Source organism: Kineococcus sp. DHX-1 (assembly GCF_042473625.1).
In the GTDB taxonomy this organism is placed as follows: Bacteria; Actinomycetota; Actinomycetes; order Actinomycetales; family Kineococcaceae; genus Kineococcus.
The window spans coordinates 3,630,761-3,645,999 of record NZ_CP170445.1 but is presented as its reverse complement, the minus strand read 5'-3'; the positions used below and the strand labels follow the sequence as shown (position 1 = coordinate 3,645,999).

Annotated in this window: 15 protein-coding genes and 2 riboswitches; of the genes, 9 read left to right on the top strand and 6 right to left on the bottom strand. The window is 74.6% G+C overall.

All coding sequences use genetic code 11. The features are described 5' to 3' along the window. The first annotated feature begins 64 nt into the window (after nucleotides 1-64). Nucleotides 65-580, top strand: a complete 516-nt coding sequence (locus tag ACFEMC_RS17410; protein WP_380170814.1) for a DUF5666 domain-containing protein — start codon at nucleotides 65-67, stop codon at nucleotides 578-580. A gap of 21 nt (nucleotides 581-601) precedes the next feature. On the opposite strand, the gene ACFEMC_RS17405 is transcribed toward ACFEMC_RS17410, so the two are convergent. Both ACFEMC_RS17405 and ACFEMC_RS17400 read right to left on the bottom strand, forming a co-directional pair. After that, nucleotides 602-1,555 carry an NAD-dependent epimerase/dehydratase family protein gene (locus ACFEMC_RS17405; protein ID WP_380170813.1) on the bottom strand — a complete coding sequence of 318 codons (954 nt, stop codon included), beginning with the start codon at nucleotides 1,553-1,555 and terminating at the stop codon, nucleotides 602-604. Between the two features lie 5 nt (nucleotides 1,556-1,560). Further along, nucleotides 1,561-2,973: an aldehyde dehydrogenase (NADP(+)) gene (locus tag ACFEMC_RS17400; protein WP_380170812.1), complete on the bottom strand. Its 1,413-nt coding sequence runs from the start codon at nucleotides 2,971-2,973 to the stop codon at nucleotides 1,561-1,563. A 179-nt stretch (nucleotides 2,974-3,152) separates the two neighbouring features. Between ACFEMC_RS17400 and sucC the strand changes: the two genes are divergently transcribed. The 3 genes from sucC (at nucleotide 3,153) to ACFEMC_RS17385 (ending at nucleotide 6,610) form a co-directional block, all read left to right on the top strand. Further along, nucleotides 3,153-4,331 (top strand): ADP-forming succinate--CoA ligase subunit beta, encoded by a 1,179-nt coding sequence (gene sucC / locus ACFEMC_RS17395; protein ID WP_380170811.1) that lies wholly within the window; start codon nucleotides 3,153-3,155, stop codon nucleotides 4,329-4,331. Between the two features lie 3 nt (nucleotides 4,332-4,334). Further along, nucleotides 4,335-5,234, top strand: coding sequence for a succinate--CoA ligase subunit alpha (gene sucD, locus ACFEMC_RS17390; protein ID WP_380170810.1), 900 nt, complete (start codon nucleotides 4,335-4,337; stop codon nucleotides 5,232-5,234). Nucleotides 5,235-5,350: 116 nt separating this feature from the next. Further along, the gene (locus ACFEMC_RS17385) at nucleotides 5,351-6,610 is read left to right on the top strand and encodes a DUF6350 family protein (RefSeq protein ID WP_380170809.1); all 1,260 of its coding nucleotides are present in this window, start codon (nucleotides 5,351-5,353) and stop codon (nucleotides 6,608-6,610) included. A gap of 3 nt (nucleotides 6,611-6,613) precedes the next feature. On the opposite strand, the gene ACFEMC_RS17380 is transcribed toward ACFEMC_RS17385, so the two are convergent. After that, nucleotides 6,614-7,360 carry a VOC family protein gene (locus tag ACFEMC_RS17380; protein WP_380170808.1) on the bottom strand — a complete coding sequence of 249 codons (747 nt, stop codon included), beginning with the start codon at nucleotides 7,358-7,360 and terminating at the stop codon, nucleotides 6,614-6,616. Nucleotides 7,361-7,425: 65 nt separating this feature from the next. Here ACFEMC_RS17380 and purN point away from each other — a divergent pair, with 65 nt between their 5' ends. From purN to ACFEMC_RS17365, 3 genes are read left to right on the top strand one after another with little or no spacing between them, the layout of a single operon-like run. Then, a complete protein-coding gene (gene purN, locus ACFEMC_RS17375) occupies nucleotides 7,426-8,055 on the top strand; it encodes a phosphoribosylglycinamide formyltransferase (protein ID WP_380170807.1) in 630 nt (209 codons plus the stop codon). After that, on the top strand, nucleotides 8,055-9,626 hold the full coding sequence (gene purH, locus ACFEMC_RS17370) for a bifunctional phosphoribosylaminoimidazolecarboxamide formyltransferase/IMP cyclohydrolase (protein WP_380170806.1): 1,572 nt from the start codon (nucleotides 8,055-8,057) through the stop codon (nucleotides 9,624-9,626). The genes purN and purH overlap by 1 nt, the downstream gene beginning before the upstream one ends. Before the next feature lie 16 nt (nucleotides 9,627-9,642). Beyond that, on the top strand, nucleotides 9,643-9,924 hold the full coding sequence (locus tag ACFEMC_RS17365; protein WP_380170805.1) for a DUF3017 domain-containing protein: 282 nt from the start codon (nucleotides 9,643-9,645) through the stop codon (nucleotides 9,922-9,924). A gap of 8 nt (nucleotides 9,925-9,932) precedes the next feature. Here the strand turns inward: ACFEMC_RS17365 and ACFEMC_RS17360 are convergent, their stop codons facing one another. Genes ACFEMC_RS17360 through ACFEMC_RS17350 form a run of 3 tightly spaced genes read right to left on the bottom strand, consistent with a single transcriptional unit; the run spans nucleotide 9,933 to nucleotide 12,626 of the window. After that, on the bottom strand, nucleotides 9,933-10,841 hold the full coding sequence (locus ACFEMC_RS17360) for a MetQ/NlpA family ABC transporter substrate-binding protein (protein ID WP_380170804.1): 909 nt from the start codon (nucleotides 10,839-10,841) through the stop codon (nucleotides 9,933-9,935). Continuing rightward, nucleotides 10,831-11,610, bottom strand: a complete 780-nt coding sequence (locus tag ACFEMC_RS17355; protein ID WP_380170803.1) for a methionine ABC transporter permease — start codon at nucleotides 11,608-11,610, stop codon at nucleotides 10,831-10,833. Before ACFEMC_RS17355 ends, ACFEMC_RS17360 begins: the two co-directional genes overlap by 11 nt. Further along, nucleotides 11,607-12,626 (bottom strand): methionine ABC transporter ATP-binding protein, encoded by a 1,020-nt coding sequence (locus tag ACFEMC_RS17350; RefSeq protein WP_380170802.1) that lies wholly within the window; start codon nucleotides 12,624-12,626, stop codon nucleotides 11,607-11,609. Before ACFEMC_RS17350 ends, ACFEMC_RS17355 begins: the two co-directional genes overlap by 4 nt. A 137-nt stretch (nucleotides 12,627-12,763) precedes the next feature. Continuing rightward, a riboswitch (SAM riboswitch) is annotated at nucleotides 12,764-12,873 on the bottom strand. Nucleotides 12,874-13,032: 159 nt separating this feature from the next. Then, a riboswitch (SAM riboswitch) is annotated at nucleotides 13,033-13,115 on the top strand. A 10-nt stretch (nucleotides 13,116-13,125) separates the two neighbouring features. Between ACFEMC_RS17350 and sfnG the strand changes: the two genes are divergently transcribed. Further along, on the top strand, nucleotides 13,126-14,271 hold the full coding sequence (sfnG, locus tag ACFEMC_RS17345; protein WP_380170801.1) for a dimethylsulfone monooxygenase SfnG: 1,146 nt from the start codon (nucleotides 13,126-13,128) through the stop codon (nucleotides 14,269-14,271). A gap of 47 nt (nucleotides 14,272-14,318) precedes the next feature. Further along, nucleotides 14,319-15,233: an N-acetylmuramoyl-L-alanine amidase gene (locus tag ACFEMC_RS17340; RefSeq protein WP_380170800.1), complete on the top strand. Its 915-nt coding sequence runs from the start codon at nucleotides 14,319-14,321 to the stop codon at nucleotides 15,231-15,233. The last annotated feature ends 6 nt before the right edge of the window (nucleotides 15,234-15,239 follow it).

Below are 15,239 nucleotides of genomic sequence, written 5' to 3'. Positions count from 1 at the left end.
GTCCGGTGAGCCGCCCGGGTGAGGACCTCTCCTCCCGGGCGGCCCGACCGCCGAAGCACTGCGCATGAACCGTCGAACCACCGCCGTCACCGTGGGTCTCGTCCTCGCGGCCGCCATAGCGCTGCCCACCGCGGGCAGCGCGTCCGCCGCCCGACCGGCGGGCCCTGAGCCGACCGCCACCAGCACCGCCACGGCCACCGCTCCGGTCACGGGACGGCCGACTGCGCGCCCCACCGTCACCCGCGGGGTGCGCGTGCCGCAGCTCGTCGTGGCCGGAACCCTCACGGCCGTCGACACCGCGGGGAACCGCATCACCGTCGCGGTCCACGGCGGGCGGGACAAGCTCCAGCGCGGTCAGGACGTCGTCGTCGCCCTCACCTCCGCGACCGTGCTGCGCCAGGACGGGGCCGTGGTCACGCCGGCCGACCTGCGGGTCGGGGGACACGTGAGCGTGCGGTGCACCCGTGCCGCCGACGGGTCGCTCACGGCCACCCGCGTCACGGTGGAGACCGGTGAGGACTCGCCCACGAGTTCCCCCACCAGTTCGCCCACGCGTTCCCCCGACGTGACGCGCGGCTGAGCGCGGGCGCGGCGGCCGGGGTCAGGTGCGGGGCAGCAACCCCATCGCCTCCACGGCCGCCCGCGCCGCGTCCAGCGACGTCCCCGGCGCGTAGCCGAGGAGTTCGCGGCCCTTCTCGGTGCTCGCGGAGTGGCTGCGGGACAGGTGCTCCCAGCTCGCCTCGGCGTGCTCGCCGGCCGCGGCGCGGAACTCCTCCCACGTCACCGACCGCAGGTTCGCCTCCCGGCCCCACCACGCCGCGGCCGCGCGGGCGAAACCCCGGACGGTGAGGGCCCGGTCGGACACGGCGTGGAAGCTCTGGCCGGCCGACACCTCCGGACGGGCCACCGCCAGTTCGAACACCTGCGCGACGTCGTCGGCGTGGACGTGGTGCATGGTCTCCAGTCCCAGCCCGGGGACCAGCAGTTCCCCGCCGGTCGCCAGCGCCTCCCAGACCCCCGGGTCGAGGTTCCCCAGCGGGGTGATGACGGGCCAGCCGGGACCGCTGATGTGCCCCGGGTGCACGACGGTGCTGCGCAGACCGCCGGACCGCGTCTCGGCGTGCAGGAACTCCTCGATCGCGGCCTTCTGCGTCCCGTACGGCCCGAACGGTTCCTTCGGGTCGTCCTCGCGCAGCGGGGAGGCGTCCGCGACGCCGTGGACCCAGATCGTCCCGCAGTGCGCGAGGAACGCCCCGGTGGGGCGCAGCGCCTCGACGAGTTCGCGGGCCTGGTCGAGGGTGAAGCAGACGAGGTCCACGACGACGTCCGGGTGCAGGTCCGCCATCCGCGTCCCGAACGTCCCCGCGGCGGCCTCGGCCTCGCGGTCGGCGACGACCGTCTCGACCTGCTCCCACGCGGCGTCGGCGTGGTACGGCTCGCGCGTCCCGCGGCTCACGGCCGTGACGCGGTGCCCGGCGCGGACCAGGCGCGGCACGAGGTAGCTGCCGATGTGACCCGTCGCGCCAACCACGACGACGTGCTGCTGCTCGCTCATCCGGTTCAGTCCTTCAGCTCGTCGGGCAGGGCGGCGGCGGGGAACCCCTGGAACGCCACGGGACGCTGCCACCGGGAGATCGCGGCCGTCCCCACGGACGTCGTGGTGGGGGAGGTGGTGGCCGGCCACGGGCCGCCGTGCTGCTGCGCGGCCGAGACCGTCACCCCCGTCGGCCAGTCGTTCCAGACGACCCGGCCCACGTGCTCGGCCAGCAACCCGGCCACCTCCACGGCCAGCGGGTCCTCGGCCGCGGCGTGGACGGAACCCGTCAGCTGCCCGGGCAGGGCGTCGAGGACGGAGCGCAGCTCGTCCTCGGAGGAGTAGCCGACGACGAGCCCGGCCGGGCCGAAGGCCTCGAGCTCGAGCAGGTGCGGGTTGGTGACCACGTCCGCGGCGGTCACCGTGAACACCTGCGCCGCGATCCCGTCCGGGCCGTCCGCGCCCGTCGCGACGGGACGCACTCCCGGCTGCGACCCCAGTTCGTCCGTCGCGGTCCGGAACCCCTCGACGATCCCGGGGTGCAGCATCGGCCCGGGGACGGGCAGGTCGACGGCGGCCGTGAACGCGTCGGCGTCGGGCACGAGGACCACGCCGGGGTTGGTGCAGAACTGCCCGGCGCCCAGGGTCAGCGACCCGACCCAGCCGGCCGCCACGTCCGCGCCGCGCTCGGCCCACGCGGCCGGGGTCACGACGACGGGGTTCACGCTGCCCAGCTCGCCGTGGAAGGGGATCGGGTCCGGCCGGGAGACGGCGAGGTCGAACAGGGCGCGGCCGCCGCGGACCGAGCCGGTGAACCCGGCGGCGCGGATCCGCCGGTCCCTCAACGCGGTCTTCGACGCCTCGACGCCCTCGATGAGCGCGAAGGCCCCCTCGGGAGCGCCGACGGCGGCCAGGGCGGCCGTCACCTGCCGGGCCGTGGCGAGGGAGAGGCGCGGGTGGCCGGGGTGGGCCTTGACGACGACGGGGCAGCCCGCGGCCAGGGCTGAGACGGAGTCGCCGCCCGCGACGCTGAAGGCGAAGGGGAAGTTGCTGGCCGCGAAGACCAGGACCGGGCCGATCGGGACGACGGTGCGGCGCAGGTCCGGGCGGGGGCCCATGCCCCAGTCCGGGTCGGCGTGGTCGATGCGGGTGGGCAGCAGCGAACCGTCGCGCAGGCCGGCCGCGAACAACCGCGCCTGGAACACCGTGCGGGTCAGCTCCCCTTCCAGCCGGGCCTGCGGGAGGTGGGTCTCCTCGCCGGCCAGGGCCACGAGCTCGGCGCGCGCCCCCTCCAGCGCTCGGGCGACCGCGTCCAGCGCGTCGGCGCGCTCCGCGGGGGTGCTGCGGGCCAGCGGACGGGCCGCGGCGTGCGCGGCGGCGAGGACGGACTCGAGGTCGTCGGCGGCGGTCTCGTGTGCTGCTTCCTGGTGCGCATCCATGGTCACGCCATCCTGGCCCGCCCGTCCGCAGCCGGCGAGCCGGGTGTGACGGGCGTCTCCACACCTGGTCGGACGCGCGTCGGACCGCGGGTCTAGGGTGCGAGACGCCCGTTGGACTGGTGCCGCAGACGGCACGGACAGTCACTTCCGACCGAGGACGAGGAAGACGAGGAACTCCGGTGGACCTCTTCGAGTACCAGGCGCGCGACCTGTTCGCCGCGCACGGCGTACCCGTGCTGGACGGCAGGGTCGCGACCACCCCCGAGGAGGCCCAGGCGGCCGCCGAGGCCATGGGTGGCGGGACCGTCGTCGTCAAGGCGCAGGTCAAGACGGGCGGTCGCGGCAAGGCCGGCGGCGTCAAGCTCGCCCACTCCCCGGCCGAGACGGCCGAGCGGGCCGGCGAGATCCTGGGCATGGACATCAAGGGCCACACCGTCCACCAGGTGATGATCGCCCAGGGCGCCAAGATCGCCGAGGAGTACTACTTCTCCGTCCTGCTCGACCGCTCCAACCGCACCTACCTGGCCATGGCCAGTGTCGAGGGCGGCATGGAGATCGAGCAGCTCGCCGTCGAGCGCCCCGAGGCCCTCGCGCGCATCCCCGTCGACGCGCTCACCGGCATCGACGCCGCCAAGGCCGCCGAGATCGCCCAGGCCGCCGGGTTCGCCCCCGAACTGCAGGACGCCGTCGCCGACGTCTTCGTCAAGCTCTGGGGGGTGTTCACCGCCGAGGACGCGACCCTCGTCGAGGTGAACCCGCTGGTGCGCACCGAGTCCGGCGACATCGTCGCCCTCGACGGCAAGGTCACCCTCGACGAGAACGCGGAGTTCCGGCACCCGGCGCACGCCGACCTCGTCGACGCCGCGGCCGCCGACCCGCTCGAGGCCAAGGCCAAGGAGCTGCACCTCAACTACGTCAAGCTCGACGGCGAGGTCGGCATCATCGGCAACGGCGCGGGCCTGGTCATGTCGACCCTCGACGTCGTCGCCTACGCGGGGGAGAAGCACGGCGGCACCAAGCCGGCGAACTTCCTCGACATCGGCGGCGGCGCGTCCGCGCAGGTCATGGCCAACGGCCTCGACGTCATCCTGAACGACGCGCAGGTCAAGAGCGTGTTCGTCAACGTCTTCGGTGGCATCACCGCCTGCGACGAGGTCGCCAAGGGCATCGTCTCCGCGCTCGGCATCCTCGGCGACGAGGCGACCAAGCCGCTCGTCGTGCGCCTGGACGGCAACAACGTCGAGGAGGGGCGCCGCATCCTCGCCGAGGCCGCGCACCCGCTCGTGACGGTCGTGGACACCATGGACGGGGCGGCCGACAAGGCCGCCGAGCTCGCCAACACCGCTGGGAAGGCCTGAGCGATGTCGATCTTCATCAACTCCGACAGCAAGGTCCTCGTCCAGGGGATGACGGGCTCGGAGGGGCGCAAGCACACCCAGCGCATGCTGGCCTCCGGCACCACGATCGTCGGCGGCGTGACCCCCGGCAAGGGCGGTCAGTCGGTCGAATTCACCGCCGCCGACGGCTCCTCCGTCGCGATCCCGGTGTTCTCCTCCGTGGGTGAGGCCCGCGAGGCGACCGGCGCCGACGTCACCGTGATCTTCGTCCCGGCGAAGTTCACCAAGGGCGCCGTCGTGGAGGCCATCGAGGCCGCCACCCCGCTCGTCGTCGTCATCACCGAGGGTGTCCCGGTCCACGACACCGCCGAGTTCTACGCGATGGCCGCCGCCTCGGGCACCACGCGCCTCGTCGGCCCCAACTGCCCCGGTCTCATCAGCCCCGGACAGTCCAACGTCGGGATCATCCCGGCCGACATCACGCAGTCCGGCCGCATCGGCCTGGTCTCGAAGTCGGGCACCCTGACCTACCAGATGATGTACGAGCTGCGGGACATCGGCTTCTCCTCCGCGGTCGGCATCGGCGGGGACCCGGTCATCGGGACCACGCACATCGACGCGCTGCAGGCGTTCCAGGACGACCCGGACACCGACGTGATCGTCATGATCGGTGAGATCGGCGGCGACGCCGAGGAGCGGGCGGCGAAGTTCATCGAGGCCAACGTGACCAAGCCGGTCGTCGGCTACGTCGCGGGCTTCACCGCCCCCGAGGGCAAGACGATGGGCCACGCCGGCGCCATCGTCTCCGGCTCCGCGGGCACCGCGCAGGCCAAGAAGGACGCCCTCGAGGCGGCCGGGGTCAAGGTCGGCAAGACGCCGTCCGAGACCGCCAAGCTCGCGCGGGAGATCTTCCAGAGCCTCTGAGCCCGGCTCGAACCGTCGGCCCCCCGCTCCCGTCGCCGGGAGCGGGGGGCCGACGTGCGTCCGGGGCGGGTGTCGGTCCCACCCGTCGGGGGTGGGACGAGGGAGCATCGACGGTGATGTCCACGCCCACCGACCGCCCCGCCGCCCGTCCCGCCCCGGGACGGTCCCGCCGGGCGCGCCCCGCCGCCTCCGACCTCGCGCCGCTGTTCCCCGCCGCGGTCCGCGCCGTGCTCACCGTGCTCGTCCCGCTCGTCGCGCTCTGCGTCGTCGGCTGGATCGCCTCGGTCCGCTCGACGTCCTCCCTCGCCGCGGTCGCGCGCGTGGGGGCCGACCTGTGGCTGCTCGCGCACGGCAGCACCGTCGCCATCGTGGGCGGCAGCATCGGCGTCGCGCCCCTGGGCCTGACGCTGCTCGCGGTCCTGTCCGCCCGTCGCGCGGTGCGGATGTGGCGGCGCGACCAGGTCGAGTCCGAGCGCGAGGTCCCCTTCGGCCGCGCCCTCGGCGTCTTCACCGCCTGCTACGGCGTGCTGGCCCTGCTCCTCGCGCTCGTGTCGCGCAGCGGCGTCGGCGCGGCCGGGCTGGTGTCGTCGCTGCTCGGGGGCTGCCTCGTCGGCGGGACCGGCGCGCTCGTCGCGTTGTGGCCGCACCGGCCCCCGGTGCCCGCGTTCGCGGCCGCCGTCGGCCGCCCCGCGCTCACCGCCGGACTCACCCTCCTGGGCGTCGGTGCGCTCGGGACGGCCGCCGCGCTGGTCCACGGCCGCGCCGACGTCCTGGCCCTGCACCAGGCCCTGGACCCGGGCGTCCTCGGCGGGGCCCTGTTGACCCTGGGCCAGGCCCTGCTGGTGCCGACCTTCGCGGTCTGGGCGCTGGCCTGGACGAGCGGCACGGGCTTCGCCGTCGGGACGGGGACGTCGGTGGCCCCGGGCGGGACGTCGCTGGAGGTGCTGCCGACGCTGCCCGTGCTCGGGGCGCTGCCCGCCCCCGGTCCCACCCCGGGCCTGGCGTGGGCGGCGGTCGCGGTGCCCGTCCTCGTCGGGGCCGGCGCCTGGTGGCTGCACGCCCGCCGCGGGCCGGAGGTCGCGGGGCTGCTGCGCCGGTGCGGCGCCGCGCTGCTGGCCGGGCTCGCGACCGGCGCCGGAGTGGCCGTCCTGGCCGCCTTCGCCTCCGGGCCGCTCGGACACGGCCGCATGAGCCAGGTCGGTCCCGACGCGCTGCTCACCGGGGCGGTCGTGGCCGGCGAGGTCGCGGCCGGCGCCGTCCTCGCGGTCCTGCTGACCCGCGCGTGGCGGGCCTGGCGCGGGACGACGCTCGTCGTGACGCTGCCCGACACGGGCGCCGCCCGCGGAGAGGAACCGCCGAGGCTGCTGGGGGAGTAGTCCTCAGCGCGTCGGCTGCGGCGCACCCGCGGGCGGGGTGAAGATCGCCAGCACGGCCCCGTGCGGGTCCGCCAGCTGCGCCATCCGGCCGTAGTCGCTGTCGTGGGCGGGGGTGAGCACGGACCCGCCCGCGGCCGTCGCGGACTCCACCGCGGCGTCCACGTCGGCGACGCCGACGTGGACCAGCCAGCCGGGGGCCGAGCCCCACAGCGGCCCGATCCCGCCGACCGGGTGCGGGGCGTCGGGCGCGGCGACGGTGCCGTAGCCCTCGAACAGCTCCGTCCACGTCCACCCGAGGACGGCCTCGTAGAACGCCGACGACACCCCCGGGTCCGCCGAGCGCAGGTCCTCCCAGGCGAGTCCGCCGGGACCGTTCACCCAGTCCGCGCCGCCGCCCTGCAGCAGCCCGACCTGCGCGCCCGTGGGGTCGGCGACGACCGCGGCCCGGGTGCCCTCGCCGTCCCACGGTTCCCGCACGACCCGGCCGCCCGCGTCCCGCACCCGGACCAGCGCCGCCTCGAGGTCGTCGACGGCGACGTGCAGCGTCCACCGCGCGGGCTCCTCGGACCGGCCGAACCCCGCGGCCGCGTGCCCCTCGACCGTCGCCACGCGCGACCCGTCGGGCCCGGGCGGCCCCGCGCTCCACCCGGTGACGGCGCCGTAGAAGGCGGCGGACGCCTCGGGGTCGGGGGTGTCCAGGTGCGCCCAGCACGGCACACCGGCGGGCCAGGGACGGGTGCGCAGCGGCATGGGCCGAGTCTGGCCCCGCGCCGGGGTGCGGGACCAGGGGCGGCCGGCGGCTAGAGTCCGTGCACGTGCCTGCCGGTGACACCGCCCCCGCCCCCGCGGCTCCCGTGCGGGTGGTGGTCCTCGCCTCCGGGTCCGGCTCGACGCTCCAGGCCCTCCTCGACTCCCCGGACCGCGGCGTCCTGTGGCAGGTCGTCGCCGTCGGCTCCGACAAGCCCGGGGTGACCGCCCTCGACCGCGCCGCGCGCGCCGGCGTCGAGACGTTCACCGTCGCACCCGCGGACTTCGCCGACCGGCCCGCCTGGGACGTCGCCCTCGCCGCCGAGGTCGCCCGGCACGAGCCCGGGCTCGTCGTCCTCGCCGGCTTCATGCGCATCCTCGGCACCCCGCTCGTCGACGCGTTCGCGGGGCGGATGGTCAACACTCACCCGGCGCTGCTGCCGTCGTTCCCCGGCGCGCACGGCGTGCGCGACGCCCTGGCGCACGGCGTGAAGGTCACCGGCTGCACCGTCCACCTCGTCGACGCCGGCGTGGACACCGGCCCGATCCTCGACCAGGCCGCCGTCCGGGTCCTGCCCGACGACGACGAGGCGACCCTGCACGAGCGCATCAAGACGGCCGAACGAGAACTCCTCACCCACGTCGTGAGCCGGCTGGCCCACGATCTCACCCACCCCGAGAGGACGGCACCCCGCTGATGGACCCCCAGGCCACGAAGGTCCCCGTGAAGCGCGCGCTGGTCAGCGTCTACGACAAGACCGGCCTGGAGGAGCTCGCCCGGGGCCTGCACGCCGCGGGCGTCGCCCTCGTCTCCACCGGGTCCACCGCGACCCGCATCGCCGCGGCCGGCGTCCCCGTCACGCCCGTGGAGGAGCTCACCGGGTTCCCCGAGTGCCTCGACGGCCGGGTCAAGACGCTGCACCCGCGCGTGCACGCGGGGATCCTCGCCGACCGTCGCCTGCCCGACCACGTGCGCCAGCTCGCCGAGCTCGACGTCGAACCGTTCGACCTGGTCGTCGTGAACCTCTACCCCTTCGCCGCCACGGTCGCCTCCGGCGCCGCCTACGACGAGGTCGTCGAGCAGATCGACATCGGCGGCCCGTCGATGGTCCGCGCCGCCGCGAAGAACCACCCCAGCGTCGCCGTCGTCGTCGACCCCGCCCGCTACGGCGACGTGCTGTCCGCCGTCGCCGACGGGGGCTTCGACCTGACCGCCCGCCGCCGGCTGGCCGCCGCCGCGTTCGCGCACACCGCGGCCTACGACACTGCGGTCGCGACGTGGTTCGCGCAGCAGACCCTCGACGCCGACGACCAGGGCTGGCCCGCCGTGGCCGGGGTCGCGCTCGAGCGCACCGACGTCCTGCGCTACGGCGAGAACCCGCACCAGCAGGCCGCGGTCTACGCCGACCCGACCGCCGCCCCCGGCATCGCCCAGGCCGTCCAGCTGCACGGCAAGGCCATGTCCTACAACAACTACGTCGACGCCGACGCCGCCCTGCGCGCCGCGTACGACCTGTCCGGCCCGGCCGTCGCCGTCATCAAGCACGCCAACCCGTGTGGCATCGCGACCGGCACGGACGTCGCCGACGCCCACGCCAAGGCCCACGCCTGCGACCCCGTCTCGGCCTACGGCGGGGTCATCGCCGCCAACCGGGTCGTCACCCGCGCCATGGCCGAGCAGGTCGCACCCGTCTTCACCGAGGTCGTCATCGCCCCCGGGTTCGAGCCCGAGGCGCTGGAGGTGCTGCAGGAGAAGAAGAACGTCCGCCTGCTGCAGCTGCCCGAGGGGTACGGCCGGGCCGCGCAGGAGTGGCGCCACGTCTCCGGCGGGGTGCTCGTCCAGGACCTCGACGCGGTCGACGCCGACGGCGACGACCCGGCGGGCTGGACCCTCGCGGCCGGCGAGGCTGCCTCGCCCGAGGTGCTCGCCGACCTCGAGTTCGCCTGGCGCGCCGTGCGGTCCGTGCGGTCCAACGCGATCCTCCTGGCCAAGGACGGCGCCTCGGTGGGCGTCGGCATGGGCCAGGTGAACCGCGTCGACTCCTGCCGCCTCGCCGTCGACCGCGCCGGGGCCGAGCGGGCCACGGGCTCGGTCGCGGCCTCCGACGCGTTCTTCCCCTTCGCCGACGGTGCGCAGATCCTGCTCGACGCCGGTGTGCGGGCGATCGTCCAGCCGGGCGGGTCGATCCGCGACGCCGAGGTCGTCGAGGCCGCGACGAAGGCCGGCGTGACGATGTACTTCACCGGCGCCCGGCACTTCGCCCACTGACGGACGGGCGGACGTCGTGGCCGGCACCGAGCACGTCCCCGCACCGCGTGGTGCGGTCCTGCTGACGCTGGTCGGCGGGATCGTCGCGGCGCTGGCGCTCACGCTGCTCGCCGGCCCGACGGTCGGCGGGGTCCTGCTCGGCACGGACCTCGCCGTGGCCGCCGTCCTGCGGCTCGTCCTCCCGGTGCGGATCGCGGGTGCGCTCGCGGTCCGCTCCCGGGCGGTCGACGTCGCCATGCTGCTCGTGCTGGCCGTGTCGTGCCTGGTCCTCGCCGGGGTCGTGCCGACCCCGGTCTGAGAAGCCGGTCAGTTCGCGTCGAGCGGCAGCAGCACGTCCTTCACGTCCGCGTTCGTGGCGAGGTACTCCTGGACCGCGGGGTCCTGGAACGTCGCGACGAGCGCCTTGACGTTGTCGGTGTCCTTCCAGCGCGACCCGATGGTCAGCTGCCCGGCGAACTCGTCGGGTGCGGTCGGGGCGAAGATCTGCTGCTCGATCGGGATCTTCGCCGCCAGGTAGTACTCGGTGTAGCCGACGGCCGCGTCGAGGTCGGGCAGCGCGCGCGACTGCGCGCCGAAGTCGAGCAGTGTGAACTGCAGGTTCTTCGGGTTCTGCGCGATGTCGTCGACCGTGGCGGAACCGACGTCGGTGCCCTCCTTGAGCGTGATGAGCCCGGCCTTCTCCAGGACGAACAACCCCTGCGACTCGTTGGCGGGGTCGGAGTACAGCGAGACCGTCCCGCCGTCCGGGATCTCCTGCGGGCTCTTCCACTTCGCCGACCACAGGCCGAACCCCCAGCGGAACACCGGGGTCGCGGCCTCCTCGCGGAAGTCGGGGTTCGCCTGCAGCACCTGGCCCAGCCAGAGCTTGTGCTGGTAGATCGTCCCGGCGACCTCACCGTCGCTGACGGCCCGGTTGATGGTGTTCGAGTCGGCGAGCGCCTTGAACGCGACCGTGATGCCGTGCTTCGGGGCGACGTCCTTCGCGACGAACTCGATGAGGGCCTCCTCGCGGGCGTTGCCCTCGGCCGTGGCGACGTACAGCGTCGCGCCCGCCTGGGTGTTCGCGGTGGCGTCGCCCCCGAGGCGCGGGACGACGACCGCGGCGGCGGCGCCCAGCAGGACGACTGCGCCACCCGCGACGAAGGGCCAGCGCCTGCGCTTGCGGATCTCGAAACCGTGGTCGTCGGTCGTGGGTTCGCGGGTCTCAGTGGACAAGGGTCTTCTCCAGGTTCTGGGCGGTGTTCTGGGGGGAGTTCGAGGTGGAGTTCGCGCGGGACGAGCGGCGGCGCGTGCGGGGGTCGGCCGCGCGGGCCAGGGCGTCGCCGGTGAGCTGGACGAGGGCCACGAGCGCCACGAGGACGACGATCGTCGCGATCATCACGGCGTGGTCGAAGCGCTGGTACCCGTAGGTGACGGCGACGTAGCCGATGCCGCCGGCGCCGATGGTCCCCGCGATGGCGGAGTACTCGATCATCGCGATGGTGTTGATGGTCAGCCCACCGATGATGGACGGCGTGGCCTCGGCCAGCTGCACGCTCGTGACGACCTGCAGCGGAGAGGCTCCCGAGGCCTGCGCCACCGCGACGAGGTGCGGCGGCACCGAGCGCAGGGAGTTCTCGACGATGCGCGCGAAGAACGCCGTCCCGGCCAGGACCATCGGGACGACGGCGGCGCGGATGCCGATGTTCGTGCCGGTGACGAACCGGGTGAACGGCACGAGTGCGGCCATGAGGACGAGGAACGGCAGCGACCGGCCGGTGCTGACGACCCAGGACAGGACCGCGTGCGCGGCGCGGTGCTCGAACAGCCCGCCGGGGGCGAGGTTGTGCACGAGGACGCCGATCGGCACGCCGAGCAGGACGACGATCGTCATGACGATGCCCACCATGAGCAGCGTGTCGAGGAGCGCGGGCGCGATGAGCGCGGGGATCTGCGCCAGCGGGGTGTCGAGGTCCGAGGCGGCGGCGACGCTGAGGGGGATCACACGAGGTCCAGTTCTCGAGGGGTCTTCGCCGGGGCGTTCACCGGGGTCTGCGCGTGCAGTCCGCGGCGGTCGAGGGCGGCGGTGAGGGCGGTGGGGTCGACCGTGCCGGGGACGCCGAGGGTGGCGTGCCCGACGGTGCGGCCCGCGACGGTCCCGACCGACGCCCCGAGCAGGGCGAGGTCGTGGCCGAGTTCGCGGGAGGCGGCGGTCAGCCAGTCGGCGGGGACATCGTCGCCGCGGTAGTGGACCTCCCAGACGACGAGCCCGCCCGCGTCCCCCACGCCGCGGCGGGGGAGCAGGGCCGCTCCGACGGGGGAGGCCGGGTCGCGCAGCACGTCGAGGAGGGGCGCGGCCTCGACGATGCGGCCGTGGTCCAGGCGGGCGACCGCGTCCGCCACGTCCACGACGGTGTCCATCTCGTGGGTGATGAAGAGGATGGCGAGGCCGAGGTCGTCGCGCAGTTCCCGCAGCAGGCTCGTGATCGAGGCCGTGGCCTGCGGGTCCAGCCCGGACGTCGCCTCGTCGGAGAGCAGCACGCCGGGGCGCAGCGCGAGCGCGCGGGCGATGCCGACGCGCTGGCGCTGCCCTCCCGACAGTTCGTGGGGGTAGCGGTCGGCCAGCCCGGCCAGCCCGACCCGGTCCAGGAGCTCGGCGACGCGTCGCTTCCGGTCCCGGGGGACGACGCCGAGGTAGCGCAGGGGGAGCTCGACGTTCTGCGCGGCCGTGCGGCGGGTCTGCAGACCGTCGGACTGGAAGATCGTCCCGATGCGGCGCCGTGCCTCCCGCAACCGTTCCGCGCCGAGCTGGGTGAGGTCCTGGCCGCCCACGACGACGGACCCCGACGTGGGCCGGGTCAGCAGCGTCACGCACTGGGCGAGCGTGCTCTTCCCCGCGCCGCTGGGTCCGACGACGGCGGTGATGCTGCCGGCGGGCACGGTGAGGTCGAGACGGTCGAGGACCGTCGTGGCGTGCGGGGGGTCCCCGTACGTCTTGGTGAGGTGGCGCAGTTCGATCACGACGGCTCCTGGGCAGCGTCCGGGCAGGGTCCGGGCAGGGGGGATCGCGGGCCCGGCGAGGCGCCGGGTCCGGCGAGGGGGAGAGCTGGGGTGCGCTCAGCGGGAGCGGGGACAGGCCTTCGACACGGGAACTCCTGGGTTCGTCCTTGACCGCAACGCCTGCGGACCTGGTCCTCACCCGGAGCACCCCGTGACGGATCAGGGTTGCCGGCCAGCGAGCCGGGGCTTGACGCTGGCGCTCATGACCTGGGGGGACTCTGACAGTGGTCCGTGATCGTCGTCAAGCGGTTCCGGGTGACCGGTCGTCGGAAAGGGTTGTCCGACACCTGGTGTGCCGCAACGCAGGCGGTCCCGGTACCGGAACGAGGTCGCGGTGGCCGCGGCGACGACGGGGTACGCTGCGTCGAACCCATCCAGAGCGGCTGAGAGACCTGGCTCGACGACGCCGCAGCAACCCCACGGGGGTGCTACCGCCAGGTCCGATGGAGGACGCGCCACGATGTCCCTGCACGAGCCCCTGAAGTTCGCCTACTGGGTCCCCAACGTCTCCGGTGGCCTCGTCGTCTCGACGATCGAGCAGCGCACGAGCCACGACCCCGCCTACAACGTCGAGGTGGCCAAGGCCGCCGAGCGCGTGGGGTTCGAGTACGCCCTGACCCAGGTGCGCTACCTCGCCTCCTACGGCGCGGACGCCCAGCACGAGTCGACGTCGTTCTCGCTGGCCCTGCTGCTCGCGACCGAGCGGCTCAAGGTCATCGCCGCCGTCCACCCGTTCTTCTGGCACCCCGGTGTGCTCGCCAAGTTCGCCGCGACCACGCAGGAACTCACGAACAACCGCCTGGCGCTGAACATCGTGTCCGGCTGGTTCAAGAACGAGGCGACACAGCTCGGGGTCACCTGGCACGAGCACGACGACCGCTACAAGCAGTCCGAGGAGTTCATCGAGCTGCTGCGGGGGGTCTGGAGCGAGGACGGCTACAGCCAGTCCGGCGACTTCTTCAACGCCACCGACATCACTTTCCGCCCACAGCCGAAGGTCGCCCCGGAACTGTTCCAGGGCGGGAACTCCACCGCCGCGCAGGCCATGGCCGGCCGCGTGAGCGACTGGTACTTCATGAACGGCAAGTCCCTCGCCGGTGCGGCCCAGGGCGTCCGCGAGGTCTCCGCCCTCGCCGCCCAGAACGGCCGCAGCGTCCGCTTCGGCCTCAACGGCTTCGCCCTCGTGCGCGAGACGCGCGAAGAGGCCGAGGCCGTGCTCGAGGAGATCATCGCCAAGGCCGACCGCACCAAGGTGGAGGGCTTCGGCGCCGCGGTCCAGGAGGCGGGGAACTCCACGAAGGACGGCAAGGGCATGTGGGCGGACAGCGAGTTCCGCGACCTCGTGCAGTACAACGACGGGTTCCGCACCGGCCTCGTCGGCACCCCCGACGAGGTGGCGCGACGCGTCCTGGCCTACCGGCTCGTGGGCGTCGACCTGCTGCTGCTCGGGTTCCTGCACGTCAAGGAGGAGGTCGAGGCGTTCGGCGAGCTCGTCATCCCGCGGGTGCGCGAGCTCGAGGCGCGCCTGGCCGCCGGCGACGACCTGCAGCTCGGCGCCGAGCTCGACGAGGCCGTCGTCGCGGCGACCCAGCCCGTCCCGGCCTGATCCGCCCGCACCGGGGAGGGGGACGGACCGTGCCACGCGCTCGTGCGGTGCGGTCCGTCCCCCTCCTCGCGCTGCTGCTGGTGAGCGCCTGCTCCGCGCCCGCGGCTCCGGGACCCCCGGTGCCGAGCCCGGTGTCGAGCCCGGTGTCGAGCTCGGCGTCCAGCACGACGACCTCCGCGTCCTCGACGGCGACCGCGACGCCGAGCCCGATCCCGACCGCCACCCCGACCGCGACGGACACCCGGACCGCGACGGACACCCGGACCGGGATCCCGGCGGTGCGGGCGGCCACCCCCGTCGTCGTGCTGGACCCCGGGCACAACGGCGGGAACGCGACCCACCCCGACGTCGTGAACGCGCTCGTCCCGGCGGGCGGCTTCGAGAAGCCGTGCAACACCACCGGCACCGAGACCGACGCGGGGTACCCCGAGCACGCGTTCACCTTCGACGTCGCCGAGCGCGCTGCCGCCCTGCTGCGCGCCCGGGGGACCACGGTCGTGCTCACGCGCACCGACGACACGGGCGTCGGCCCGTGCGTCGACGCCCGGGCGGCGATCGCGAACGACGCGGGTGCTGCGCTCGCGGTGTCGATCCACGCCGACGGCGCGCCCGCGGACGACACCGGCTTCCACGTGGCCGAACCCGCGCTCGCCCCCGACGGCGGCAACCGCGCCGTCCTGGACCCGTCCGACGTGGCCGCGCGCGACCTGCTGGCCGCCTTCGCCGAAGCCACCGGCCTGCCGCGGGCGGACTACCCCGGGAACCTCGTCGAGCCGGGCCTCACGCGGCGCTCCGACCTCGCCGGGCTGAACCTGGCCAGGACGCCCGCCGTGCTGCTGGAGGCGGGGAACATGCGCAACGCGCGGGAGGCGGCGCAGCTGAGCGACCCGGCCTTCCGGCAGCGGGCCGCGGAGGGGATCGCCGCGGGTGTCGAGGCCTTCCTTGCGCGCAGCACCCCGTGAGACGGC

What these genes read in the sequence shown, in the direction of transcription:
- ACFEMC_RS17385 (WP_380170809.1), top strand. Translation starts at nt 5,351, where the DNA reads ATGTCCACGCCCACCGACCGCCCCGCCGCCCGTCCCGCCCCGGGACGG.
- ACFEMC_RS17405 (WP_380170813.1), bottom strand. Translation starts at nt 1,555, where the DNA reads ATGAGCGAGCAGCAGCACGTCGTCGTGGTTGGCGCGACGGGTCACATC.
- ACFEMC_RS17380 (WP_380170808.1), bottom strand. Translation starts at nt 7,360, where the DNA reads ATGCCGCTGCGCACCCGTCCCTGGCCCGCCGGTGTGCCGTGCTGGGCG.
- sfnG (WP_380170801.1), top strand. Translation starts at nt 13,126, where the DNA reads ATGTCCCTGCACGAGCCCCTGAAGTTCGCCTACTGGGTCCCCAACGTC.
- sucD (WP_380170810.1), top strand. Translation starts at nt 4,335, where the DNA reads ATGTCGATCTTCATCAACTCCGACAGCAAGGTCCTCGTCCAGGGGATG.
- ACFEMC_RS17410 (WP_380170814.1), top strand. Translation starts at nt 65, where the DNA reads ATGAACCGTCGAACCACCGCCGTCACCGTGGGTCTCGTCCTCGCGGCC.
- purH (WP_380170806.1), top strand. Translation starts at nt 8,055, where the DNA reads ATGGACCCCCAGGCCACGAAGGTCCCCGTGAAGCGCGCGCTGGTCAGC.
- ACFEMC_RS17400 (WP_380170812.1), bottom strand. Translation starts at nt 2,973, where the DNA reads ATGGATGCGCACCAGGAAGCAGCACACGAGACCGCCGCCGACGACCTC.